We start from the raw sequence: 25,476 nt of genomic DNA, 5'->3' as shown, positions 1-25,476 counted from the left end.
TGTGCCTCCCCCTTTACATCATACGGATTTTTTGTTCAAAGTTTTTTTTCATCTGTTTTTCATGTAAACCTGGTAAATCATAAATAACAGCATCAATCCCAGCTTCTTTTGCAATATCAACGGGAATGACAGATGTATGCTTGTCTCCGTTATAAAAACAGAGAACTAAATCGGTATCTTCAATAATTTGTTTAACAAAAAACATATAATCTGATCGGTAAATAGAGTCGGAAGGATGATCAAAAGCAACATACTCGGCTCCGTGTGTTTTTAAATAATCAACGATTTCTTGAAATTCATCTGTTACTGCTTGAAACGGTTGTAGCGTGTAAAGGCATAAATTTTGAGCGAGTCTTTCGTTTTCGACGAAAAAACGAAGTACCTCATTTTCAATAGATTTATAACATAATATGTAAATTTTATGTTTGTGAGCATAGTCAGTTAAAAATTTTTTAATTTCTTCTTGATCTAATGCTGTTAATTGATTTGAACCACAAAGAAAAATATTCATAGAATTGTGCCACCTCATGCTAAATTGTAACATATCTTCTATAAAAAATAACTGCAAAATATTAGTGTTCAGAGTATAATTATAAATAACTAGATTTTACGATTAACTTTAGGAAGAAATAAAAAAATAAAAAGGTGATATATATGCTGCGTTCTATCTCGCATAATCCAATTTTATCGCATATACCGCCTGCTACTCAAATGCCGAAAGAAGCAAATGTCAGGACAGGACTTGCATTTTCGGATAATTTGCATGCAGATCCGAAAAAAGATAAATTGCTAGAACAAATGGAAGCATTTGTCGATAACATTGGAGAAATTAAAGAGAAAATTGAAATGGAATTAACACTTGATAACGTAATGGAATACAAAAATACAGTAAAATCATTTTTGAATTTTTACGTTGACAATGTATTGCAATATAAAGATGTCATGTCTCGTCATCCACGTTATGGATATTCACAGAAAATGACGATTGTGAAACAGGCGGAAATGGGATTAAATGAGTTAGAAGATGTTATGAACTTAATTAATACGAAAACAGGACATTTAGAAATGTTAAATCAAATTGGAGAGATCCACGGTTTAATTGTAAATTTAGTCTTGTAAAAGGGAAGGAAGCTATATGTACATACAATTATATGAAAAGCTCGTTATTATTCAAAAAGCATATGAAAACATTCAAGCGCTTGGAGAACAAATATATGAGAATTTAAAACATAAAAATGTAAATGCAGTTCAAAAGTTACAAGTAGAGCAATTGCAGTACATTGATGGTTTAAAAAAGTTATCAAGTTCATTTGAAGAAATAGTTGTTCAGTTTTGTAAAGAACAGGGCGTGGAATCATTTCGCGTAAGTGCGTTATTTTCGTATTTTTCTAACGAAGAAATTGAAAAAATGGAAGAATTACAAAAAACTGTAGCTGAATTAGAAGAGAATGTAAAAATGATTCTTTTGAAAAATCAATATTACTTAAACGTACTATTAAAAACTACAGAAAGTATTGTGGATTCCGTTTCTGAATATAATTTAGAGCGAAACAATAATTCACAAATCTTTATGAACGAACTATTGTAAAGGGGAAGTGAAACATTATGAGATTATCTGATTATAATACGCCGCTATCGGGTTTGTTAGCGGCACAAATGGGATTACAAACGACGAAACAAAATTTATCAAACATTCATACGCCTGGTTATGTGCGTCAAATGGTGAATTACGGATCGGCTGGAGCAAGTCAGGGCTATTCACCAGAACAAAAAATAGGTTACGGTGTACAAACGTTAGGCGTTGACCGTATTACAGATGAAGTGAAGACGAAACAGTTTAACGATCAATTATCTCAACTCTCTTACTATAACTACATGAATTCGACTTTATCACGTGTAGAATCTATGGTTGGAACGACAGGAAAGAATTCATTATCTAGTTTAATGGATGGCTTCTTTAATGCCTTTCGTGAAGTTGCGAAAAATCCAGAACAACCAAATTACTATGACACATTAATTGCTGAAACTGGGAAGTTTACAAGCCAAGTAAATCGTCTGGCGAAAGGCTTAGATACAGCAGAAGCACAAACGAGAGAAGATATTGAAGCGCATGTCAATGAATTTAATCGTCTTGCTGGCAGCTTAGCGGAAGCGAATAAAAAAATTGGACAAGCAGGTACACAAGTGCCAAATCAACTTTTGGATGAACGTGATCGTATCATTACAGAAATGTCTAAGTATGCAAATATAGAAGTGTCTTATGAATCTATGAATCCTAATATCGCGAGTGTTAGAATGAATGGTGTTTTAACAGTAAATGGACAAGATACATATCCACTTCAATTAAATAAAGAAAAAGAACCAATGACTGCTGAAATTTACGGTTCGGAAATTCCTTTAACTAGTGGAGCAATCCAATCAGCGATCGATACGAAAGCGAAGATTGCTAGTTATAAGAAAAACCTTGAAGAACTAATGGGTTCTGTAAAGAATGAAGTGAACACAGTAATGGGGAAAGAGTTCTTCGTTGGAGATCAAGCGAAAGATATGAAATTAAACCCTGAATTTGCAAAAGATGTTTCGAAAATGAAAATATCAGCTGAAACAGCAAATAAACTAGCAGCAATTACAGATGGAAATTATAAAGAAGGTCTTTCTTATAAACAAGCATTAGACCAATTCGTAGTTGGTGTTGCATCTGATAAAAGTGCAGTGAATGCTTATCAAAAAATTCATGGGGATTTATTAGAGGGGATTCAGCAAGAAAAAATGGGTGTTGAAGGCGTTAATATGGAAGAGGAAATGGTTAATTTAATGGCCTTCCAAAAATATTTCGTTGCAAACTCTAAAGCTATTACTACGATGAATGAAGTGTTTGATAGTCTATTTTCGATTATTCGATAAGTGATAGTAATTGATTGGAAATATATAAGGAGGAGATAGAAATGAGAGTATCTACATTTCAAAATGCAAGCTGGGCAAAGAATCAGTTAATGGATTTGAATGTGCAACAACAATACCACCGAAATCAAGTAACTTCAGGGAAGAAAAACCTTTTTATGAGTGAAGATCCACTTGCGGCAAGTAAATCATTTGCGATTCAACATTCATTGGCGAACATTGAACAAATGCAAAAAGATTTAGCTGACTCGAAAAATGTATTAACACAAACTGAAAATACTTTACAAGGTGTTTTGAAATCTGTAACGAGAACAGATCAATTAATGTTGCAGGCGTTAAGTGAGCAAAATGGTGAAAAAGAATTGAAGGCCATCGGTGCAGAGATTGATCAAATTTTAAGACAAGTTGTATATTTAGCCAATACGAAAGAGCAAGGTCGTTATATTTTTGGTGGTGATAGTACAGAGAAGCCACCATTTACAGAAGATGGTACGTATCAAGGTGGACAAAATGATGTGAACTGGCAACTAAATGATGGCTATGAATTAAAAGCATTCCGTAACGGCGAAGCATTATTATCCCCTGTTATAAAAACGTTAAAACAGATAAGTGAAGCGATGCAAAACGGTGACCAAAAAGCGTTACAGCCGTTATTAGGAGAAAATAAGAAAAACCTAGATGGCATCATTAACCGTACAACTGAAGTTGGTTCGACAATGAACACAATGGAGACATTTAAAACGATTTTAAGTGAACAAAATTTAGCACTTCAAGAAAATCGTAAAGAAATTGAAGATGTTGATTTAGCGGTAGCAATCTCTGATTTAGCGTATATTAATGCGACGTATGAAGCAACGCTTAAAGCAGTTAGTACGATGAGTAAAACGAGTATTTTAGACTACATGTAATATACAAGGAGTGAGAAAAATGGCAGGAACAACGATGACAGGTATTGGTGGTAGACAACAGATTTGGAACCTTGGAAATAATATGATCGATACTTCTAACCTAGTAGAATTAGAGCTGCAAGCGTTAGATATGAGGAAAACACCGTATACGAAAGAAAAGAACGATCTTACAAATGATAAACTATTATATACAAGTTTGAAATCGGAATTTAGCTCTTTCACACAAACTTTTAAAAACTTAGCGGCTTTTAAAGGGAATGAAAAAAAAGTAACGACAACGCAAGAAGGCTATATAGATGTAAAAGCTGATGGTGGTGCAATTGCTGGCACTTTTAATATGACGATTACTCAGCTTGCACAGCGTCATCAAATAGCCTCTAATAAGGTTACTAATATAAATGCGAAGCTTCCTAAAGATGAAACAATCAAACTAGGTGATAAAGAACTAAAAGTAACAACTGATATGACATATAAAGATTTAATTAATAAAATTAATGACGGAGATTATGGTGTATCGGCTTATACACTTGGAGATAAAATTTTCATGACCTCGAAAAAAGAAGGGGCAATGAATGAAATTAAATTAGAAAAGACACCGTCTAATGTACTTACAGATTTATTTTATTCGAAAGTGGAAGGAAAAGACCCACTTGCCACGGAAATGAAATTAAATACTATTAACGAAGCATTAGATGCAAAATATACTATTAATGGTATTGAAGGTAAAAGTCCTAGCAATACAATTGAAGCTCTTCCAGGCGTGAAAATTGAATTGTTAAAAGTAACTGAGCCGAAAGTAGAAGGAACATCAGATGCAGGTACAACAACAGAACCAAAAGCAAAAGGCATAGATCTAAAATTCACAGTAAGTGACTCAAACGTAACAGACGCATCAAATAGTATTAAAAAGATGGTTGCAGATTATAATAAAGCTGTTTCTACTGTAGATATCTTTGCTGGTAAAGGTGGAGCCTTTCAAGGACAAGCTATTATGCAAAGTGTGCGTCAAGCTATGAACAATGTTGTAACATTTTCACAAGATGGTAATTATTTATTCTCGTTTGGTATTCAATTAAAGCAAGATGGAACGATGGAAGTTAATGATGAAAAATTAACACAAGCACTAAAAGAGAAGCCAGATGCAGCGAAGCAATTTTTCTTTAGTTCTAACGGTTTAGGAAAAATGATGGAAGAGCCACTTGATAAGTTATTTGGTGATAAAGGTGTAGTTGGAGAACGAGTAAAAAACATTGATTCACGTGTAAGTGATTTAGATAAAAAGATTAAAGATATTGAGACGCAAAACTTGCAAAAGCAAGATGAAATTGTGAAGAAGTATCAAAAGCTAGAAAGTACATTAGCAGCGCTAGATAGCCAATTAAAAACAATTAAAGCAATGACAAAACAAAAAAGTGATGATTAATGAAAGGTAAGGAAGTGATTGTATGCAAGCATGGCAACGTTATATGCAAAATGATATTATGACGAGTAATCCAATTAAAAATACAATTTTTATTTATGAAAGATGCATTGTAGAGTTTCGTAATTTAGAAGAACTTTTACATACTTTTAAACTACAAGAAGGAGATGCACTTCTTGAAAAGTTAGAACGTATTTTTGAAGAATTAAAACTTCAATTAAATCCTGAGATTACGAAAGATTTATATGATAGTTTATATGGTTTATACGATTGGATTAGCATTCAAATTCAAACGATGAGAGTAACACGTGAAGCAAAAGACATGGATGCGATTGTGAAAGTGTTACAAGATTTAATAGATGGTTACCGCGGAGCACTTGAAAATGAACAATGATATTTATCGGACGTTTGTTGGCTGTTTTAATGAAATCGGTGAATTACAAGTGTCAGATGGAGAGTTTGCTGAGAAGAGTGAGATGTTAAATCGTTGGATGATGACATTGGATGAAGAAACGCGTGCACAAGTTGCAGCAGAAGTAAGCCCATTCATTATTAAGGCGGCGCAGCATATTCGAGATAAGCAAAAGATTTTAGAAGAAATGATTATGACAAATGATGGGCGCATGAAAGCTAATTCATTTTACGGTAAATTTTAGTGATAGAGTTTAGAAACGGATTCCCCTTTTAAGAGGGGATCCATTCCTTTGTTTAAATAAAGACCTCCGCTGATTGAGGTTTCATTTTATGACTGTAATGAAAAAATAGTAGTAATCTAAATAATGTGAAAATGGACTTTAGTGTGTAGATCATATATTGAAATGTTTCATAGATTATTGCGTGTATACAGTTTTTTGTATTCTTTTTTATATTTTTGTATTTTTCTAAAGACAACAATGAAAAAATGGAATAAAATATGTAAGGGTACATGATTGTTAATATTTTAATAAATACATATAAGAAAATAAATAATGAAGTGAAACTTCCATCAGTGGATCATTAAGTTAAAAAAGAAAGGGTGTGGAATATGCCGGATTTAGTGAGTGATGTAGGCCATTATATGAATTATTTAGTAACGAAACGAAATACGGTTTCTAGTAATATTGCAAATGCGAATACACCTGGTTATAAAGCACAAGATGTAGCATTTGCTGAGCAAATGAATAAAAGTAGTGCATTATATAAAAACAATGTTGCAGACTTAAAGAGTAATCCAGAGTTATATCAAACGAATGAAATGCACTTACCGACAGTGAATACGAAAAATACATATGCAAAGATTCAAACGAAGTCAATGCAAACGAATAAAGATGGAAATAGTGTGGATGTAACGACAGAAATGCTAGATTTAATGAAAGTAAATCAGTTATACGGTATTTCAATTAACGCGATTAATACACAATATGCAATTAACCAAGCGGCACGTGGACGTTAAAAGTAGAAGGAGAGACAATGATGTTTCAGGCAATTAATGCAAGTGGCTCAGGACTAACGACAGCGAGAAAGTGGATGGAAGTTACTTCGAACAATATTGTAAATGCAAATACAACGGCTGCTCCGGGGGCAAATTTATATGAGCGTCGTAGTGTAGTACTAGAATCAAACAATAGTTTTGCAAATATGTTAGATGGGTCTCCTACTAATGGGGTAAAAATAAAAAGTATTGAAGCAGATAAAACTGAAAACTTAGTGTATGACCCAACACATCCACATGCGAATGAAGAGGGATATGTACGTTATCCAAATATTGATGTGACTGCTGAAATGACGAATGTAATGGTTGCTCAAAAAATGTATGAAGCGAATACAAGTGTATTAAATGCGAATAAAAAAATGCTTGATAAAGATTTAGAAATCGGCCGAGGATAAGGGGGAATATAGTAATATGAAAATCCAACCAATGCTAAATACGCAACCATTTGGAGCAATTCAGTCAATTGGTGCACCGAAAACTTCTCAAACATCTGTAGTTGAAGGGAAAAAGTTTATTGATTTATTGGAAGATATGAATCAAACGCAAAACAATGCGCAAACAGCAGTATATGATTTACTAACTAAAGGGGTAGGAGAAACGCATGACGTTTTAATTCAGCAGAAGAAGGCTGAATCTCAAATGAAAACGGCTGCTCTCGTACGTGATAATCTTATTGAAAATTATAAGTCACTAATTAATATGCAAATTTAGGAAAGTGGACGGGTGTGTTTAAATGGAAAAGATGAAAAATGTTATCCAATCGTTAAAAACGTGGCATAAGTTAGTAATCGGTGCTGCGCTTTTAGCGATTGTAACAGGAGCACTTTTATACTTCACCTTGCCAGATAAATATGTTGTTGTATATCAAAATTTAAATGATGCAGATAAGCAAGAGATTACAGCAGAATTATCAAAGTTAGGTGTCGATTATCAGTTAGCGGCCGATGGATCGATTCGTGTGCAAAAAAATGATGCTCCATGGGTTCGAAAAGAAATGAATGGGATGGGCTTACCGTTTAATTCTAAAAGCGGTGAGGAAATTTTATTAGAAAGCTCGCTCGGTTCAAGTGAGCAAGATAAAAAAATGAAGCAAATTGTCGGTACGAAAAAGCAATTGGAGCAAGATATCGTAAGAAACTTTGCGACAGTTGAAACGGCAAATGTTCAAATTACATTACCTGAAAAAGAGACAATTTTTGATGAAGAAAAAGCAAAAGGAACAGCTGCGATTACTGTAGGTGTGAAACGTGGCCAATTATTAACGGCAGATCAGGTTGCAGGTATACAGCAAATGATTAGTGCTGCAGTTCCTGGCGTGAAAGCAGAAGAAGTAAGTGTGATTGATAGCAAAAAAGGTATTATCTCAAAAGGAGCAGATGAAGCACATTCTACTAGTTCCTCTTCTTATGAAAAAGAAGTAGAGATGCAACATCAAATTGAAGGTAAATTAAAGCAAGATATTGACGCAACATTAATGACGATGTTTAAACCGAATGAATATAAAGTGAATACGAAAGTGTCTGTAAACTATGATGAAGTTACACGCCAGTCAGAAAAATATGGTGATAAAGGTGTACTTCGTAGTAAACAAGAGCAAGAAGAAAGCTCTACTGCGCAAGAAGGAGCAGAGACAAAACAAGGTGCTGGTATTACAGCGAACGGTGAAGTGCCAAATTACGGTACGAACAATAATCAAAATGGTAAAATCGTCTATGATAATAAGAATGGTAACAAAATTGAAAACTATGAAATAGATAAAACGGTTGAAACGATTAAGAAACATCCAGAATTAACGAAAACAAATGTTGTAGTATGGGTAGACAATGATACGTTAGTAAAACGAAAAATGGATATGACTACTTTCAAAGAAGCAATCGGTACAGCAGCTGGGCTTCAAGCTGATCCAAATGGGAACTTTACAAACGGTCAAGTTAACGTTGTAACTGTTCAGTTTGATCAACCGAAAGAAGAGAAGAAGAAAGAACCAGAAGAAAGCGGTATAAACTGGTGGTTATTCGGTGGAATTCCAGCTGGTTTATTAGCGATTGGTGGTCTAGTATGGTTCTTATTAGCAAGACGTAAGAGAAAGAAAGAAGAAGAGGAATATGAAGAATACTTAGCAGAAGAGGAAATTGCTGCAAGTAATGAAAGTATCATGGAAATTCCTGAAGAAAAAATAGTACCAGAGCCAAAACCAGAACCAGAAGAACCGAAAGAACCAACGTTAGATGAACAAGTGCATGATGCTACGAAAGAACATGTAGAAGGAACTGCAAAAGTAATTAAAAAATGGTTAAATGGACAGTAAGGGAGGAACAACGATGTTAGATGAAATCTCCTCCAAAGAAAAAGCTGCCATCCTTATTCGTACATTAGAAGAAGGGGTGGCAGCAAAAGTCATTGAATATATGACGGCTGAGGAAAAAGAAGTATTACTTCGTGAAATCGCGAAGTTTCGTGTATATAAACCGGAAACGTTAGAAAATGTACTAGGGGAGTTCTTGTATGAATTAAATGTAAAAGAATTAAACCTAGTGACTCCAGATAAAGAATATATTCGTCGCATATTTAAAAATATGCCAGAAGACGAACTAGAAAAATTATTGGAAGATCTTTGGTATAACAAAGATAATCCGTTTGAATTCTTAAATTCACTTGCGGATTTAGAACCACTTCTTACTGTACTTAATGATGAATCGCCACAAACGATTGCGATTATCGCTTCTTATATTAAACCGCAGCTTGCTTCTCAATTAATTGAGAGATTACCAGATCATAAGCGAGTAGAAACGGTAATGGGGATTGCGAAGCTAGAGCAAGTAGATGGTGAATTAATAAATCAAATTGGGGATTTATTAAAATCAAAATTAAATAATATGGCATTTAATGCAATTAATAAAACAGATGGCTTGAAAACAATAGTAAACATTTTAAATAACGTTTCACGAGGTGTTGAAAAAACAGTCTTTCAAAAGCTGGATGAAATGGATTATGAGTTATCTGAGAAAATTAAAGAAAACATGTTTGTATTTGAAGACTTACTCGGACTTGAAGATCTTGCACTTCGTCGTGTATTAGAAGAAATTACAGATAACGGTGTTATTGCGAAAGCACTTAAAATTGCAAAAGAAGAGATTAAAGAGAAATTATTTACATGTATGTCTTCAAACCGTAAAGAGATGATTCTAGAAGAATTAGATGGCTTAGGACCGCTTAAGATGACGGATGCTGAAAAGGCACAGCAAACGATTACAGGCACAGTGAAAAAGCTAGAGAAGGAAGGAAGAATTATCGTTCAAAGAGGTGAAGATGATGTCCTTATTTAAAAACAGAATTCCGAAGAATTCTGTTTCTTTTTCTGAAGAAACGTATGAATTACAATTTCCAAAACCAATACCAGTTCAAGTAGAAGAAGAAATACAGGTGGACCATGAAGAGCTTCTTGCACAGCAACAATCATTACATATTGAGCTGAATCAACTAAGGCAAGAACAACAAATGTTAGAACGAGAGCGTCAACAGTTATTACAAGATAAAGAACAATTTCAAATGCATGTTCAGCAGCAGATGAAAGAGATGGAAGCAGCACGTATGCAGTTTCAAAAAGAACAACAAGAAACAGCATATGAATGGACAGAGTTATTATGGAATCAATCTTTTCAACTAGCAGAAAAAATTGTGAATCAAGCAGTAGATGCTAGATCGCTTGATGTGTTACCTATTTTAACTGGCATCGTTCAAACGTTGCCTACTTCGTTTGAAAAACTAGTTATTACCGTACATCCAGAAACATTTGAACGTATTCAAGAAGAGAAGGAAAATACGAAAGAATATTGGTTACTACAATTAGTAGAATGGAAATATGATTTCTCCTTACAGTTCGGTGAATTTGTTCTAGAAGAAGAGAAAGAGTTCTTTGAATTTAAATTTGCACCTATATTTGCGAAACTTCGCCAGAAATGGGAAGAGGAGAAGTTATTTGAGGAGCAAAATGTATGAATCGACTATTAATGAATGAAAACCAAAAATGGAATACATTTATTGAAACGCCGTTTTATACGAAAGTCGGTAAAGTTCATAGTGTACAAGAACAGTTTTTCGTAGCGAAAGGGCCAAAGGCGAAAATCGGTGATGTTTGTCTTGTTGGAGAACATAGCGTCTTATGTGAAGTAATTGCAATTGAAAAAGAAAACAATATGTTACTCCCGTTTGGACAGACAGAAAAAGTATGTTACGGAGATTCTGTTACATTAATTGCTGAAGATGTTGTTATACCTCGTGGTAATCATTTGCTTGGAAAAGTGTTAAGCGCAAATGGTGAAGTGTTAAATGAAAACGCTGAAAACATTCCGCTGCAAAAAATAAAACTAGATGCTCCACCTATTCATGCATTTGAACGTGAAGAGATTACTGACGTATTTGAAACGGGAATCAAATCTATTGATTCCATGCTAACGATTGGCATCGGTCAAAAGATTGGTATTTTTGCAGGCTCTGGTGTTGGTAAATCTACTTTACTCGGAATGATTGCTAAAAATGCAAAAGCTGATATAAACGTTATTAGTTTAGTAGGAGAACGTGGCCGGGAAGTAAAAGACTTTATTCGAAAAGAATTAGGCGAGGAAGGCATGAAGAAAAGCGTCGTTGTCGTAGCGACGTCAGATGAAAGTCATCTTATGCAACTTCGTGCAGCTAAGCTTGCAACATCTATCGCGGAACATTTCCGAGACCAGGGCAATAACGTACTACTTATGATGGACTCTGTTACTCGTTTTGCTGATGCACGTAGAAGTGTTGATATTGCCGTTAAAGAGTTACCGATTGGCGGTAAAACACTTTTAATGGAAAGTTATATGAAGAAGCTGTTAGAGCGATCTGGGAAAACGCAAAAGGGATCTATAACAGGTATTTATACTGTACTCGTTGATGGAGACGATTTAAACGGACCTGTACCAGATTTAGCACGTGGTATTTTAGATGGACATATTGTATTAAAGCGTGAACTTGCAACGCTCAGTCATTACCCTGCTATTTCAGTGCTAGATTCAGTAAGTAGGATTATGGAAGAAATCGTGTTGCCAAATCACTGGCAACTTGCAAATGAAATGAGAAAAATCTTATCTATTTATAAAGAAAATGAATTGTATTTTAAATTAGGAACGATTCAAGAAAATGCAGAAAATGCTTATATTTTTGAATGTAAAAACAAAGTAGAAGGTATAAATACGTTTTTAAAACAAGGTCGATCAGATCGTTTCCAATTTGATGATATTGTTGAAGAGATGCACCATATAGTATAAGACCTCTGCTCAAGAGGTCTTATTTTTTTGTTTTTTAATATTTCACAGATTTTTTCGGAAAAAAACTATATAATAGAAAAAGAGAACGTTATAATAGGAAGGGGCTATAAAAACAGGTGGATAAGCAGCAGTACGACACGATAAAATTGCAAATAAATCAAGAAAAAGAACAGATTTTGAAAGAAGTGTATGAATTAACAGCTGAAAAAAGAAAAATAGAACAAAAAAAAGAATATGATTTATATGTTGTAAAATCGCGTAGTAAAGTCGTACAAACTGGGCAACGTATAATGGCTGGCATGCTTTCGTCACATACGTTTTCACCTGAAAGAATAGAAGAATGGAATCGGAAAATTAAAAAAACGGAAGATTTTATTCAAAAAAATGAAAGCCTTTTAGAACAAGTAAAAGAAAAAGAACGTGTCATTGATGAGATGTATCAAGAAGATTGTAAAAAGCTTGCAAAAGTACGAGAAAAGCAGGAAGAAAAAATGCTTCTTGATTTGAAAATGTGTATGAATGGATGAGGTGAATATAGTGATACAGTCTGTATTACCGGTGCAACAAAGTTTACCTCCGCAAAAAGAAAAAGGGCTAGAAGTACAATCAAAAAGTGAAGATTCTTCATTCGATCGTACGATGAGAATGGAAAATAAAAAGCAGCCGAAAACGGAGAAAATGAAACGAGAAGAAGCACCAAAAGAAGAAAAAAAAGAATATATTCTTTCTAAACAATCAGTAACGAAAGAAGAGCCAATTGTAAAGAAAGAAGAAAAAAAAGAGACAGAACAGTTGTTATTAGCTGTATCTGAGCAAATGGTTGCAATTGAACAATTACGTGTGCAGCCAGAATTGTTATATCAATACATACAAAAAATACAAGAGTTGTATAAAGAATATGGAAATGTAAAACTTAATGAATTGCCCGCAGGTGAATTACAACAGTTACAAGAGCTCCTTTCAAATATGAATATCAAAAATGCTATATGTTTAGAAGATACAATGCAAATGGTATTAGATAAAGTGAAGATGCCAGAGCAAACGATGCAAGTATTGAAAGTAGTAGAAACAGAAACTTGTAATATCGCAAAGAAACAAGAAGAGTCCAAAGACTTAGATGTAGATCTTTCGAAAGCTGAGGGCGATGATGTAAAGATAGAGTTGCCAGAAGGTGATGTATTAAACGATTCGAGTTCAACTGGTGCGGAGTTATTAAATAAAGCAACGGGTACGGATCCAATAGGGAAATCAAATAGTGGCGCTGAGAAAGTTTCATTGCCTGATTTAGGAAAGAAAATGGAAGCGCAAGTAGAAGCATTGCAAAAATTTGTAGTGAAACAAGAGCGTGTTTTATTTCAGTTAAATCCAGAAAAACTCGGTACATTAACAGTGTTTATGAAAAAGCATGGAGATCAAATTGATGTTCACGTAGAAATGGAAAAACACGATGCGAAAAAACGGGTTGAAATCATTTTTGATGAATTGAGACTGAAGTTAAAAGAAAAAGAAATCAATATTCAAATTAGCTATTCAGATAAAGATGAAAATCGAAAAGAACAGCGAGAACAAGAGCAAAGACAAAAACAAAAATTAGCAAGTCCGAAACATGAAAAACAACATGCAAAAGAATTTGCGGGATTATTGGAGGAATAAAGTGTGCCAACAGTTGGATTAAATACAACGAGTACAAATCATATTCCGTTACAAGCAGGAGCACAAACAAAAAATGCATCTGTTACTGGTGCACAGTCGACAGCTCAACAAGCAAACGGAGTATCAACAAGTACTCAAAAAACACCCGGTATTATGGATAAAGATGATTTCCTGAAACTTTTCTTAGCAAGCTTTCAACATCAAGACCCGTTTAATGCGATGGATATGAACCAAATGATGAACCAAACAGCACAGCTATCGCTTATGGAGCAAGTACAGAATATGACGAAAGCAGTAGATAAACTGCAATCAACGATGTATTCGACGGCTCTTGATGGAGGGATGAAGTTTTTAGGAAAGTACGTTAGAGGTGTAAGCAATAATGGAAAGCAAGTGACTGGTCAAGTGGAAACAGTTCGACTTGCTGAAAATAACGATGTGCAACTTATTGTTGATAATCAAGTTGTCTCACTTCGTTTCATAGAAAGGGTTTCTGATAAACCGATAACAGAAACTAATCCGGAAGATGAGAAGAAAGATGATATAGAAAAAAATGAAGAGGTTAAACAAGATTAATAAAAGGAGTGTACAAAGGTTATGATTAAAGCGTTATATACAAGTATTACAGGGATGAATGCAGCACAAAATGCATTAAGTGTTACTTCAAATAATATTGCAAATGCACAAACAGTTGGATATAAAAAGCAAAAGGCTATTTTTGATGATTTGCTATATAATAATACGGTTGGTTCACGTGGTGATGGTGCTTATGCTGGTACGAATCCAAAGAGTATTGGTAACGGTGTAAAGTTCAGTGGGACATCTACAGATTTTAGTGATGGCTCTATTACTTTAACTAGTGATAAGATGGAGACAGCGATAGAAGGAAACGGTTTGTTTTTAGTTGGTGATCGTAACGGTGGAAATGTAGAGTATACGAGAAAAGGGTCTTTCGGTGTATCGAAAGATAGCTATGTTACAAATACAGGTGGACAGTATGTACTAGGTTATGGTGTAAAAACAGGAACACAAGAAGTAGATTTTTCTTCACGACCAAGCCCAATTCAAATTCCAATGGGATCAGCTGTTGGTGGGATTCAAACAGATAAAGCGACAATAGGCGGAAACCTTCCTAGAAACCAAAATGCATTATCTCACGAATTCACAGTTTTTGATGCGGAAGGGAACTCGTTAACGTTACGTGTAAATATTAAACAAAAGACTACAAAAGAGACTGTAGATGGTAAAGAAGTTGAAAAGCCAGTGCCAGGTGAATATACATATTCAGTTTCTGTAAGAAATGATTCTAAAAACGAAAAAGAATTTAAGCCTATTGAAGGTATGCCGGACAATAAACCGCTTATATTTGATACATTAGGAAATTTAAAGCAAACAGATGAACCTGTACAAAAAGATCCAGTAACTGGCGAAATTACTAAAGGTGGAACGATTGATATTCCTTTTGGAAAGGGATTGAAACTGGATTTAAGTGGTTTAACAAATTATCCGACAGGGAAAACTATTTCTACAACAGAAGTAACGGGGCGCCCAGCTGCGATTGCAAATGACTACTCTATTTCTGATGGTGGTTTCGTTATGATGAAATATTCGGATGGTAGTATGAAAGTTGTAGGACAACTAGCTATAGCTACATTCCCGAATTCAGGTGGATTAATGAAAACTGGGAATGGAAATTACGTTGCGACACCATCAGCGGGTATTCCAGGAATAGGTGTTGCTGGTGAGAATGGTGCAGGTAATGTACGAGGGTCAGCAAAAGAAAGTTCAAACGTAGATTTATCTGTAGAATTCGTTGACTTAATGCTTTATCAACGTGGATTCCAAGGAAATGCGAAAGTAATTAAAGTGTCAGATGAAGTATTAAATGAAGTTGTAAACTTAATTCGATAATATATAATAAAGAAAATTTGTAATGTAGTAGAAAGGGTTTTCTATTCGTATGACAAGACAAGAACGAATTTTACAATTGCCTTTTTTCGAAAATAAACGTGAACTTGCAGAGCAAGTGTTAAAAATGGAACGAGAAGAGCATATATATTTACCTGATCAATTTGAAATTAAGCAAGTACCTCCATATTCATTTGGTGAAAAGCAATCAATTATTGGCCGTATTCATGAGTTTTATTTCGTAAGTGTTGGTAGCGAAGGAGAATGGAAGTATCAACTGTTTAAGGACGAGATGAAGTGCCGTGAGTTTTTTATTACACTATCAGGGATAACGGATCAGCAGATTGCATTTTGGTTCAATAACATCGAGTTATTGAAAAGCTCTTAAAAAGATCTAAAAAGACCTTAAAAGCTCTTTTTAGGGTTGAAGAGAGGACCTAGCGTTGTTTTGGAGCGGTTAGTGCCTAATAGGGCCGCGACTGGTGTGTAAGGACAGAGGTATGGAGAGTTACTAGGGTAGTATAAGAAGAGGTAAGCAAAGTTTAGTGTGGATAAACAGTTATGATCCAGACGAGCTCCTATTTGTAAGAATAGAGCTATAGAGGCGTACGGAGATGGTTGGGGATGAGATAATCATTTCATATTAGGCCAGTGCCTTCTGGATAGTATGTGACGATAGATTTCTATAAAAGGAGAGGTGAGGAGGATGGCGCAGAATAAGTATCGCGTTACATTCATTTCGCCAAGTGAGGTTGAGCAGCGGACTGTTATGGCGGCGAGTAGTTTGCCAGATTTAATTCGTAAAGTAGAGAGTATTATTGCAGATCCGAACGGTTATTTTGTAAATGATAAAAAAAATAATTGCTATTTTAAAGTGATTAAAGAAAATGTTACGTTTATTCAATATGAGTTACTGTTTTCGGATAAGGAAATTCATATTGAAAAATTAAAACATATAGCACCAGCTATATTGAAACAATTATTTAAAAAAATAAATGATCCAGAATTATATGCACTTGCGCTACTTGATGTTGATATAGCGACGAAAGAATATGTGCTAGAAGAAATGGATTCGGAGCTAAGAATAAGAGTAGAAACGGAGCTTTCGAAAAAGTGGGAAGCAATGCCAACAGAAATTGTAGGAGCACAAGAAGTGTTATTAGAGGCACTTGCTTCGTTTATACAAGATTAATTGTCTTTTTAAATAAATGAATCGTCCAACTATCTATATTTTTTATATAGATAGTTGACTTTTTCGTTTTAATAAAGCTTAATAATTAGATATACGGAATTAATGGAAGGGGAGCGACACCTTTATGTCACAAGCACAAAGTATTTTATTAGAAAGCGGAACAAATGAATTAGAGATTGTTACATATACTGTTGGTGAAAACCTATTTAGTATTAACGTAATGAAAGTACGTGAAATCATTAATCCATTCCCTGTTACAACTGTGCCAGAATCTCATCATGCAGTTGAAGGTGTTGTTCAAGTACGTGGTGAAATTTTACCTGTTATTAACTTAGCGACAGCTCTTAATTTAAAATCGACAAAGCCACTTGATCAAACGAAATTTATTATCTCTGAATTAAATCAAATGAAAGTTATTTTCCGTGTTGATGAAGTGCATCGTATTCAACGTATTTCTTGGGAACAAATTGATGAACCAGCTTCATTGTCTATGGGACTAGAAGAAACGACATCTGGTATTGTAAAACTAGATGGGCAAATCATTTTACTATTAGATTATGAAAAAATTGTATGTGAAATTAGCGGTACTGGTTATGACAATAAATCACTTGCAGGGTTAGAACAGAAAACAGATCGAGCTGAAAAGGTGATTTATATTGCAGAAGATTCAGCAATGCTTCGCCAAATATTAGAAGAAACATTATCATCAGCTGGATATACGAAAATGAATTTCTTCAGCAATGGTGCAGAAGCGTTAGCGCAAATTGAAAAATTAGCGAAAGAGCAAGGTGAAAAAATGTTTGAGCATATTCACTTGCTAATCACTGATATTGAAATGCCGAAAATGGATGGACATCATTTAACGAAAGTGGTTAAAGATAGTGAAGTAATGAATCGTTTACCGGTCATTATTTTCTCTTCATTAATTACAAATGAATTATTCCATAAAGGCGAAGCTGTAGGAGCAAATGCTCAAGTAAGTAAGCCGGATATTCAAGAGTTAATTGGTTTAGTTGATAAGTTAGTGCTGTAAAAAACGTTTTGAAAAGCTTTTTTTAGCTGGAATAGAAGCTCTAGCTATGCGTAGAGCGGTCAGTGCCTAATAGAGCCCTATGCGATGTGAGACCAGATATATGGAGTGGTTTTAGGTCAGTAGAAGAAAAGAGCCTTTGATTGAGGGTTTGAAGAACTGATATACAACTCTATTTTTTTAGTAGGGAGGAGGGAACTAGCCACGTGTAAGTAGTACTGGCTAGTTCCTTTTTTGCATTCTATACTTTACTGTACAGGTAGAAAGATTAAACGTTTCTGGAGTGTTTGTGGCTGTATGAATAGTCTCTACTTCGAGATTTTCAATTCGTTTAATGAATAAATAGCCAGCTTGTTTATTTGAAAATATAAGAGAGCGTATTTTTGGAATATGCTAGTTAGGTTGCGTAGTAACGCAAATTTTTTCGGTGAAAATATATTCGGAATACCATATAATATAATTAATATGTAATTATACATATTAATTAAAAATAATTTTTCTATTTCTATACTTTCTATACATTTTTGTATGTTAAATATTTGACAGATAATTTAGAAATGTTATAATATGGATATGAAAAAAATGCTATTTTCTGAGAAGACATGGGAGTCAGATGAGAATTGTGAAAGGATGAGGGGGAGTGACACAGATTATGTATCACCACACAGCAATCAATGTATTAAGTCTTTTACAAAACATGTCAAATAATAAAATGAACGATATGCAACTAGAAGCGGAATTAAAAAAAATAGAAAAACAATTCCAAGTAAAATATGAAGAACTAGTTGATTTATATAATAGAATGGTATTATTTCAAATAGATATTGAAAAAAATGGCGGGAAGCGGGCTTATGAAAAATCTACAATTACATGGCTGAAGTCTGAACTAGAGTTACTGTATGAAGTGTATCAATTTTGCCAACGTCACGGTTTAAACATTATTAATATCTCAAAATACGTTAGTAAAAAAGAACTAAATCTTTTTCCAAAAACAGAAAGTCAATTGCAAAATACGTATTACAAATTAAAAAAATGTGAAATACCGTTTGAAAATATTGAAAAACAAAAACCAGGACGAAAGCGAAAATATACGCCTGTAAAAGAACCAATTGTTGAAATGAAAAAAGAAAACAAACAAGAATTAAGAAATGAAGTTCCAAATACAGAGACCGAAAAAAATCTTGTAACAGTTATATCTGGTATTGTTGATAATTTCGAAACGATTAGTCAGTGTAGTGAAAGAAAAGAGTATGAACTACATCAGTTTATGGAAGGAATCTATAAGCTTTCTAGCATGGCTGCAGAGCGTTCAAAAGATGAAAAGAACGCACGTGGTCTCGAAGGCGAATTGCATGTATTACGGGCTGAAAATGAAAAGCTAAAGCGAGAAAAGGAAGAACTTGTTCATGATATAAAAGAAATGACGCATCATTTAATTCATTTCATTACGAGTTCAGATATCGATCAAATTCGCACATTGCCTTTCTTCGTAAAAGAATGTAAACAAGATTTGCATAAATTAGGGTTATATAACGCACAAGACGGTAATATGAAAATTATGGTTGATCGTAGTGGACAGGTTATGACTGTAACACAGTAATAAAATTTGGGTACAAAATAAAAGGGAGATACATAGTTTATATGTATTTCCCTTTTGTTTTGTATGGAATCGTTTCAAAGAAGGAAGATGATGTTTTAAGACTGTAGTAACTTGGAAACCATTTGCGGTATTTGATTTGCTTGTGAAACCATACTAAGTGCAACTTCAGTTAACAATTTAAACTTTAAAAAATCGCTCATTTCCTGCGCCATATCCGCATCTTCAATTCGAGATGCAGCATCTGTTAGGGCCATACTTTGGCTATTTAAATTTTCAATATTAAACTGTAAACGATTCATCATAGCCCCAAGATCAGCACGATGAAGTGATATGTTTTGTAAAGCATCTTCAATTTTACGAATTGCCGCTCTTGCTTCTTGTTCTGTTGAAATCTTGATGTCATGTTGTGTAGGGGAAGGGGGAATATGTTTTATCATATTTACTGTATAACCAATATCATCTAACGTAACAGGCCGGTTTTGTTCATCAAATACTGATAAATCATTAAACTCAGTCGTCTCGCCAATATAGCCAATTTGCTCTGTTAAAGATTGAAACTCTTTATTCAGTGAATCACGGTTTGTATTTGAATTTGTACCATTTGCAGATTGAACAGCTAAATCGTGCATACGTTTTAAAATGTTTGTAACAGTTTGAAGTGCAGCTTCGGCTGTGCGAAGCATCGATATTGCATCCTCATTATTACGAATCGCCACGCGCATACCATTCGCTCTTGCATGCATACGAGTCACAATCGCAATATTAGCTGGATTATCAGACGCATGGTTTAACTTCTTACCAGTCGCCAAATGCTCCATCGCAACATGCATACGCTTCTCATTCTCATACAACGACTGCCTAGCATTCATACTTAAAACATTCGTACCAATACGCATAATAGACACTCCTTATTTTATACTTTCATATATGGTCTTAAAGTTAATAAGCGGCTATGAAAAAAAGGACTTATGCTTATCTTCTAGTTGTGTTTTAACATAAGGGGGGAATAGAGATAAGGATTGACCGCTTCTACGCAAAGTGGATGCTCTATCCTACCTAAAAAAGAAAGGTTTTACAAATAATTCATTTATATAGAAAAAATAAACCTCTCCGCAAGCAGAGAGGTTTATTCATGAAACTAAATCAAATGGCTTATTGTAATAATTTAGAAACCATTTGTGGAGTTTGGTTTGCTTGAGAAAGCATGCTAATACCAGCTTCGTTCAAGATTTTGAACTTAGTCATTTCAGACATTTCTTTCGCCATGTCAGCGTCTTCAATTTGAGAAGCAGCTGAAGCCATAGAAGAAGATTGGCTCTTCAGGTTGTTTACGTTAAAGTCTAAACGATTTAATGTAGCACCTAAAGTTGCACGGTTGTCAGCAACTTTTGTAAGAGCAGCATCAATTGCAGCGATTGCAGCTAATGCATCAGATTTATCAGCGTCAGCTGCTGGTGCTCCTGCTGGTGCTCCTGCTGTAGGAAGTGTAACTTTAGTTAAAGCATCTTGAATTGCATCTACACCTGCATCTGTAGGACTAGATTGTCCTTCTTTGAAACCTTTTAGAGCATCTTCGAGTGTTTTAACATCTCCTGGAGTCATGCTAGCTTTGAATTTATCAAGAGAGCTTTGAATTGCATCGATATCAGCTTTTGCTGAATTTTCTGTAAGGGCTGCAATTTTGTCTGTAACTGAATCAAGATCTTTTTGGTCAACTGTAGCACCAGGAACAACTGGTTTACCAGCAGCGTCAGCTTTACCGATAGAAATATCTTTAATATTTAATTTTTCAAGTGTAACAGCTTTTAAATCGATACTGATTTGTTGTCCACCATTACTTGAATCTAGCGTTTGGATTTTAACTTCGCTGTCTGCATTCAATAAGTTTTTATCATTGAATTGCGTATTGTCTGCAATGTAAGTAATTTGTTTTTGTAATTCAGCAAATTCTTTTTGTAATGCAGATTTGTTATCATCAGTGTTCGTACCATTCGCAGATTGGTTGGCGATGTCACGCATACGAAGTAAGATGTTAGATACTGAATTCATTGCTGAGTCAGCTGTACGGATTAAAGACATACCGTTTTGCGTGTTATCAGCAGCAACACCTAATCCGCTTTCACGTGCACGCATACGAGTTGCGATTGCAAGACCTGCTGCATCGTCAGAAGCGTTGTTGATACGTTTACCGCTTGATAAACGGTCCATAGAATTGCTCATTTTTGCTTGGTTTTGGCGCATGTACTCTTGAGTACGCATGCTATTAATGTTTGTATTAATTCTCATGTTAAGAACCCCCATTTTTTTATATTGACTTTTCTGCAAATTGAAAAACGGTAATATGCGAAAAAATCAATTTCGAGATTTATTGTAATCCCTGTCATAGCGGGTGTCAACTAAAAATTCGAATTAATAAATATAAAAAAATAACAGTTTAACAATATATTCATTTTTTTATTACAATATTATTAAAAGGATTATTGCAAACTTTAAAAAAAAACTCTAATATTAGATTATCTTTGTTTACCGAAAAGGTGATATTATGTTAGTTGGAAATATAGTAAAAGAAGTGCTTGCATATAAGAAAGGACAAATTCAGCAAAAGTTAAGTAGTCCACAAGCATTTGTTAGTAGTCGTTTTCAAGAGAAGTTGCAGAGTGAACCTGCGAAGGAGACGAAGGGTACTACGCAGCCGGCAAAGATAGAGGATATGAGTCAGCCGGTACAATCTACGAAAATAGAAACGGTCGTAAATAAAACGGAACAATCTATTAATAAAGTAGAGGAAGCGAGTAAGCCTGAAGAAAAGGCTGAAACGAAGAAAGCCGATGAAGTGCAAGTCGCACAAAAAGAGTTTGAACGACGTTTCCCAGAAACGAAAAATGAGGCTGCTGATACGTGGGATTTAACGAAGAAGTATAATATTCAAAAAATACGTTCTTCCAATGAAGGGAAGTATGAGGATATTATAGATCGCACTAGTCGTACATACGGAATTCCGAAAACGTTAATTCAAAAAATGATTGAAGTAGAATCTGATTTTAATCCGAAAACGGTGTCACATGCAGGTGCGAAGGGTCTTATGCAGCTTATGCCAGCGAATGTGAAAGAGATGGGTATAAAAAATCCATTTTCACCAGCTGAAAGTATTGAAGGCGGTGTGAAAGAGTTAAGCGGTTATTTAAAGAAAAATAATGGCGACTTAGTATTGGCACTTGCTTCTTATAATGCTGGCCCTGGTAATGTGAGAAAGTACGGAGGCGTACCACCATTTAAAGAAACGCAAGGATATATTAAAAAAATATTAAATATCGACGTTTCAAAATAAGAAATTTCATATATAGAGAGAACATGAAATTTTCGTGAACATGATATGGGAGTTGGCTAGATTTGAAATTACAAGATGATATTCCGTTAACAATTTATTTTGAAATCGGAAATACGAAAAAGAAAATTGAAGATTTGCTTCATATTACGAAAGGTACATTGTATCGTCTTGAAAATTCAACGAAAAATACGGTGCGTCTTATGCTTGAGAATGAAGAGATTGGAACCGGAAAGATTTTGACGAAAAACGGGAAGATGTACGTTGAAATCGTTGAATTGAAAAGGTAGGGAAGGGGATTGTCATGAGTGGCGAAAAATTAAGCCAAGAGCAAATTGATGCCCTGCTGAAGGCGGTAAATGAAGGCGAGGAAATGCCAGCTTTCGCACAAGAAGCAGGGAAGCAAGAGAAATTTCAAGAGTACGATTTTAATAGACCGGAGAAGTTCGGTGTTGAACATTTACGTAGTTTGCAAGCGATTGCTTCTACGTTTGGTAAACAGACGTCACAGACGTTGTCAGCGCGTATGCGTATTCCGATTGAATTAGAGCCTTCGACAGTGGAGCAAGTTCCATTTACGAGTGAGTATGTGGAGAAAATGCCGAAAGATTATTATTTATATTGCGTTATTGATCTTGGTCTTCCAGAGCTTGGAGAAATTGTCATTGAGATTGATTTAGCGTTCGTTATTTATATTCATGAATGTTGGCTTGGTGGAGATAGTAAGCGTAACTTTACGATGCGCAGACCACTTACCGCGTTTGAGTTTTTAACGCTTGATAATATTTTTGCTCTTCTATGTAAAAATTTAGAGCAATCATTTGAAAGTGTTGTGGCGATTGAACCGAAATTTGTAACGACGGAGACCGATCCGAATGCATTAAAGATTACGACAGCGAGTGATATCATTTCATTATTAAACGTAAATATGAAAACGGATTTTTGGGATACGACGGTGCGTATCGGTATTCCGTTCTTATCTGTTGAAGAAATTATGGATAAGTTAACATCTGAAAATATTGTGGAACATTCTTCGGATAAACGTAAAAAGTATACATCTGAAGTGGAAGTGAAAGTAAATCAAGTGTATAAACCTGTTCACGTTGCAATTGGCGAGCAAAAGATGACAATGGGTGAGATTGAACAAATTGAAGAAGGCGATATTATTCCGCTTCATACGAAAGTTTCGGATGAATTACTTGGTTATGTAGATGGAAAGCATAAATTTAATTGTTTTATTGGAAAAGATGGAACGCGTAAGGCGCTCTTATTTAAAAGTTTTGTAGAGTAGGAGGATCCATATGAAGCATGAAGTATCTCCTGTGTCATTAATGGGATTAGAAGATTTTGCAGGAAAGCGAAATGAGACAGGTAAAGCACATATTGATACTGTTTCAGACATTTCGATTGAACTTGGTGTAAAGCTTGGAAAGTCATCTATTACGCTCGGTGATGTGAAGCAATTAAAAGTGGGCGATGTTCTTGAAGTAGAGAAAAACTTAGGACATAAAGTAGATGTGTATTTAAGTAATATGAAAGTCGGCATTGGGGAAGCGATCGTAATGGACGAGAAGTTCGGTATTATCATTTCTGAAATTGAAGCTGATAAGAAGCAAGCTGCGCTTATGAAAGCGCAAAGTCAGATGCAAGATAAAGAGTAGAGGAGGAGTCATATGTCGTATATGACGACCTTATTTCAAGTCGTTTTACTGTTTGGTGCGCTCGGCTACGGTGCATATTATATGACGAAAAAGACGCGCAAGCAGCAGTTTTTTAAGCAAGGTGAAAATGGCCATATTCAAGTGAAGGACGGCGTTTATTTAAATCATCAAACGAGCGCCTTTTTATTTGAAGTTGATGGCAAGCAAGTGTTCACTGTTATTAGTAATAACGGTGTACAATCTGTGCAATTAACAGGAACAGGAAATCAGTTTCAACAAGCGCTAGAAGACGCGGTGAAGAGTGAAACGAAAAAAGTAGAGGATCCATCATGAGAATAAAGAAACAGTTATCATTATTAGCCGTTATTTTCGTATTTTCTATCGTTTTTTCAATTATTTTTGTAAATCCAGCGTATGCGGCCCCGAACGGTTTTATTAATTTCGAAAATGGAAAAGAGTTTACGAGTAATTCAAGTGTACAATTATTTGCGCTCGTTACCCTTTTATCATTATCTTCTTCTATCGTTCTATTATTTACACATTTTACTTATTTTATGATCGTTCTTGGGATTACACGTCAAGGACTTGGGGTAATGAATTTACCACCGAACCAAGTACTTGTTGGACTTGCATTGTTTTTATCACTCTTTACGATGCAGCCTGTACTTGGGCAGCTAAAGAGCGATGTGTGGGATCCGATGACGAAAGAGAAAATAACGGTAAGTCAAGCTGCGGAGACGACAGCTCCGATTATGAAAGAGTATATGTCAAAGCATACGTATAAGCATGATTTAAAAATGATGCTGAAAGTGCGCGGAGAAGAGTTGCCGAAAGATTTGAAAGATCTTTCCTTATTTACGCTCGTACCATCCTTTACGTTAACGCAAATTCAAAAGGGATTATTAACGGGGATGTTCATTTATTTAGCGTTTGTATTTATAGATTTGATTATTAGTACACTGTTAATGTACCTCGGGATGATGATGGTACCGCCGATGATTTTAAGTTTACCATTTAAAATACTCGTTTTCGTATATTTAGGTGGATATACAAAAATCGTCGACATTATGTTTAAAACAGTCGCCTGAAGCGTTTGATGCTATGTGA

General features: G+C 34.8%; 31 protein-coding genes. 28 read left to right on the top strand and 3 right to left on the bottom strand.

The genetic code is table 11. The features are described 5' to 3' along the window. Positions 1-13: 13 nt before the first annotated feature. Positions 14-511 (bottom strand): hypothetical protein, encoded by a 498-nt coding sequence (locus tag DN394_RS18105; RefSeq protein WP_001020104.1) that lies wholly within the window; start codon positions 509-511, stop codon positions 14-16. Between the two features lie 143 nt (positions 512-654). Here DN394_RS18105 and DN394_RS18100 point away from each other — a divergent pair, with 143 nt between their 5' ends. The 22 genes from DN394_RS18100 (at position 655) to DN394_RS17995 (ending at position 19,383) form a co-directional block, all read left to right on the top strand. Beyond that, the gene (locus DN394_RS18100) at positions 655-1,119 is read left to right on the top strand and encodes a YaaR family protein (RefSeq protein WP_000946323.1); all 465 of its coding nucleotides are present in this window, start codon (positions 655-657) and stop codon (positions 1,117-1,119) included. A gap of 16 nt (positions 1,120-1,135) precedes the next feature. Continuing rightward, positions 1,136-1,588 (top strand): hypothetical protein, encoded by a 453-nt coding sequence (locus tag DN394_RS18095; RefSeq protein ID WP_149294078.1) that lies wholly within the window; start codon positions 1,136-1,138, stop codon positions 1,586-1,588. A 17-nt stretch (positions 1,589-1,605) separates the two neighbouring features. Further along, on the top strand, positions 1,606-2,904 hold the full coding sequence (gene flgK / locus DN394_RS18090) for a flagellar hook-associated protein FlgK (RefSeq protein ID WP_149294077.1): 1,299 nt from the start codon (positions 1,606-1,608) through the stop codon (positions 2,902-2,904). Positions 2,905-2,945: 41 nt separating this feature from the next. Then, positions 2,946-3,809, top strand: coding sequence for a flagellar hook-associated protein 3 (locus tag DN394_RS18085; RefSeq protein WP_149294076.1), 864 nt, complete (start codon positions 2,946-2,948; stop codon positions 3,807-3,809). Positions 3,810-3,828: 19 nt separating this feature from the next. After that, positions 3,829-5,232 carry a flagellar hook-associated protein 2 gene (locus DN394_RS18080; protein WP_149294075.1) on the top strand — a complete coding sequence of 468 codons (1,404 nt, stop codon included), beginning with the start codon at positions 3,829-3,831 and terminating at the stop codon, positions 5,230-5,232. A gap of 22 nt (positions 5,233-5,254) precedes the next feature. After that, complete coding sequence (locus DN394_RS18075; protein WP_149294074.1) at positions 5,255-5,623, top strand: flagellar export chaperone FliS; 369 nt, start codon at positions 5,255-5,257, stop codon at positions 5,621-5,623. After that, entirely contained in the window at positions 5,613-5,885 is a 273-nt protein-coding gene (locus DN394_RS18070) for a hypothetical protein (RefSeq protein ID WP_001058080.1), read from the top strand. The genes DN394_RS18075 and DN394_RS18070 overlap by 11 nt, the downstream gene beginning before the upstream one ends. 368 nt (positions 5,886-6,253) lie before the next feature. After that, positions 6,254-6,661 (top strand): flagellar basal body rod protein FlgB, encoded by a 408-nt coding sequence (flgB, locus tag DN394_RS18065; RefSeq protein ID WP_149294073.1) that lies wholly within the window; start codon positions 6,254-6,256, stop codon positions 6,659-6,661. Between the two features lie 20 nt (positions 6,662-6,681). After that, positions 6,682-7,095: a flagellar basal body rod protein FlgC gene (flgC, locus tag DN394_RS18060; RefSeq protein WP_042511534.1), complete on the top strand. Its 414-nt coding sequence runs from the start codon at positions 6,682-6,684 to the stop codon at positions 7,093-7,095. Positions 7,096-7,111: 16 nt separating this feature from the next. Then, positions 7,112-7,411 (top strand): flagellar hook-basal body complex protein FliE, encoded by a 300-nt coding sequence (fliE, locus tag DN394_RS18055; RefSeq protein ID WP_000701682.1) that lies wholly within the window; start codon positions 7,112-7,114, stop codon positions 7,409-7,411. Between the two features lie 22 nt (positions 7,412-7,433). Beyond that, positions 7,434-9,008 carry a flagellar M-ring protein FliF C-terminal domain-containing protein gene (locus tag DN394_RS18050; RefSeq protein ID WP_060630283.1) on the top strand — a complete coding sequence of 525 codons (1,575 nt, stop codon included), beginning with the start codon at positions 7,434-7,436 and terminating at the stop codon, positions 9,006-9,008. A 13-nt stretch (positions 9,009-9,021) separates the two neighbouring features. Next, the gene (locus DN394_RS18045; RefSeq protein ID WP_000883360.1) at positions 9,022-10,026 is read left to right on the top strand and encodes a flagellar motor switch protein FliG; all 1,005 of its coding nucleotides are present in this window, start codon (positions 9,022-9,024) and stop codon (positions 10,024-10,026) included. Then, on the top strand, positions 10,013-10,699 hold the full coding sequence (locus DN394_RS18040; RefSeq protein WP_149294072.1) for a FliH/SctL family protein: 687 nt from the start codon (positions 10,013-10,015) through the stop codon (positions 10,697-10,699). The genes DN394_RS18045 and DN394_RS18040 overlap by 14 nt, the downstream gene beginning before the upstream one ends. Further along, positions 10,696-12,000, top strand: coding sequence for a flagellar protein export ATPase FliI (locus DN394_RS18035; RefSeq protein ID WP_149294071.1), 1,305 nt, complete (start codon positions 10,696-10,698; stop codon positions 11,998-12,000). Before DN394_RS18040 ends, DN394_RS18035 begins: the two co-directional genes overlap by 4 nt. A 116-nt stretch (positions 12,001-12,116) precedes the next feature. Beyond that, positions 12,117-12,527 carry a hypothetical protein gene (locus tag DN394_RS18030; RefSeq protein ID WP_000360869.1) on the top strand — a complete coding sequence of 137 codons (411 nt, stop codon included), beginning with the start codon at positions 12,117-12,119 and terminating at the stop codon, positions 12,525-12,527. Between the two features lie 10 nt (positions 12,528-12,537). Then, entirely contained in the window at positions 12,538-13,653 is a 1,116-nt protein-coding gene (locus DN394_RS18025) for a flagellar hook-length control protein FliK (protein WP_149294070.1), read from the top strand. A gap of 3 nt (positions 13,654-13,656) precedes the next feature. Next, positions 13,657-14,229 carry a flagellar hook assembly protein FlgD gene (locus tag DN394_RS18020; protein WP_149294069.1) on the top strand — a complete coding sequence of 191 codons (573 nt, stop codon included), beginning with the start codon at positions 13,657-13,659 and terminating at the stop codon, positions 14,227-14,229. Between the two features lie 21 nt (positions 14,230-14,250). Continuing rightward, positions 14,251-15,564 carry a flagellar hook protein FlgE gene (flgE, locus tag DN394_RS18015; protein WP_149294068.1) on the top strand — a complete coding sequence of 438 codons (1,314 nt, stop codon included), beginning with the start codon at positions 14,251-14,253 and terminating at the stop codon, positions 15,562-15,564. A gap of 49 nt (positions 15,565-15,613) precedes the next feature. Next, positions 15,614-15,949 carry a DUF3964 family protein gene (locus DN394_RS18010; protein WP_061680551.1) on the top strand — a complete coding sequence of 112 codons (336 nt, stop codon included), beginning with the start codon at positions 15,614-15,616 and terminating at the stop codon, positions 15,947-15,949. Between the two features lie 318 nt (positions 15,950-16,267). Further along, on the top strand, positions 16,268-16,753 hold the full coding sequence (locus tag DN394_RS18005) for a hypothetical protein (RefSeq protein ID WP_000068318.1): 486 nt from the start codon (positions 16,268-16,270) through the stop codon (positions 16,751-16,753). Between the two features lie 124 nt (positions 16,754-16,877). Next, positions 16,878-17,786 (top strand): chemotaxis protein, encoded by a 909-nt coding sequence (locus DN394_RS18000; protein WP_000075958.1) that lies wholly within the window; start codon positions 16,878-16,880, stop codon positions 17,784-17,786. Between the two features lie 649 nt (positions 17,787-18,435). After that, a complete protein-coding gene (locus DN394_RS17995; protein WP_149294116.1) occupies positions 18,436-19,383 on the top strand; it encodes a DNA-binding domain-containing protein in 948 nt (315 codons plus the stop codon). Positions 19,384-19,478: 95 nt separating this feature from the next. On the opposite strand, the gene DN394_RS17990 is transcribed toward DN394_RS17995, so the two are convergent. Beyond that, positions 19,479-20,279 carry a flagellin N-terminal helical domain-containing protein gene (locus DN394_RS17990; protein WP_149294067.1) on the bottom strand — a complete coding sequence of 267 codons (801 nt, stop codon included), beginning with the start codon at positions 20,277-20,279 and terminating at the stop codon, positions 19,479-19,481. 256 nt (positions 20,280-20,535) lie between these two features. Beyond that, positions 20,536-21,669, bottom strand: a complete 1,134-nt coding sequence (locus DN394_RS17985) for a flagellin N-terminal helical domain-containing protein (protein ID WP_149294066.1) — start codon at positions 21,667-21,669, stop codon at positions 20,536-20,538. 256 nt (positions 21,670-21,925) lie between these two features. Between DN394_RS17985 and DN394_RS17980 the strand changes: the two genes are divergently transcribed. From DN394_RS17980 to DN394_RS17955, 6 genes are all read left to right on the top strand, one after another. Then, positions 21,926-22,711, top strand: coding sequence for a lytic transglycosylase domain-containing protein (locus DN394_RS17980; protein ID WP_149294065.1), 786 nt, complete (start codon positions 21,926-21,928; stop codon positions 22,709-22,711). A 62-nt stretch (positions 22,712-22,773) separates the two neighbouring features. After that, the gene (locus tag DN394_RS17975) at positions 22,774-22,998 is read left to right on the top strand and encodes a flagellar motor switch protein FliN (protein WP_000775712.1); all 225 of its coding nucleotides are present in this window, start codon (positions 22,774-22,776) and stop codon (positions 22,996-22,998) included. A gap of 14 nt (positions 22,999-23,012) precedes the next feature. Next, on the top strand, positions 23,013-23,999 hold the full coding sequence (gene fliM / locus DN394_RS17970; protein ID WP_149294064.1) for a flagellar motor switch protein FliM: 987 nt from the start codon (positions 23,013-23,015) through the stop codon (positions 23,997-23,999). A 10-nt stretch (positions 24,000-24,009) separates the two neighbouring features. After that, positions 24,010-24,369 (top strand): flagellar motor switch protein FliN, encoded by a 360-nt coding sequence (gene fliN, locus DN394_RS17965; protein ID WP_149294063.1) that lies wholly within the window; start codon positions 24,010-24,012, stop codon positions 24,367-24,369. A gap of 12 nt (positions 24,370-24,381) precedes the next feature. Continuing rightward, entirely contained in the window at positions 24,382-24,702 is a 321-nt protein-coding gene (locus tag DN394_RS17960; RefSeq protein ID WP_000121176.1) for a hypothetical protein, read from the top strand. Beyond that, positions 24,699-25,457, top strand: coding sequence for a flagellar type III secretion system pore protein FliP (locus tag DN394_RS17955; protein ID WP_001220582.1), 759 nt, complete (start codon positions 24,699-24,701; stop codon positions 25,455-25,457). The genes DN394_RS17960 and DN394_RS17955 overlap by 4 nt, the downstream gene beginning before the upstream one ends. Positions 25,458-25,476 lie beyond the last annotated feature (19 nt).

It is taken from the genome of Bacillus sp. BB081 (assembly GCF_008368895.1).
Classification (GTDB): domain Bacteria; phylum Bacillota; class Bacilli; order Bacillales; family Bacillaceae_G; genus Bacillus_A; species Bacillus_A wiedmannii.
The sequence above is the reverse complement of the archived record's forward strand: the minus strand, read 5'-3'. Positions and strand labels throughout refer to the sequence as shown.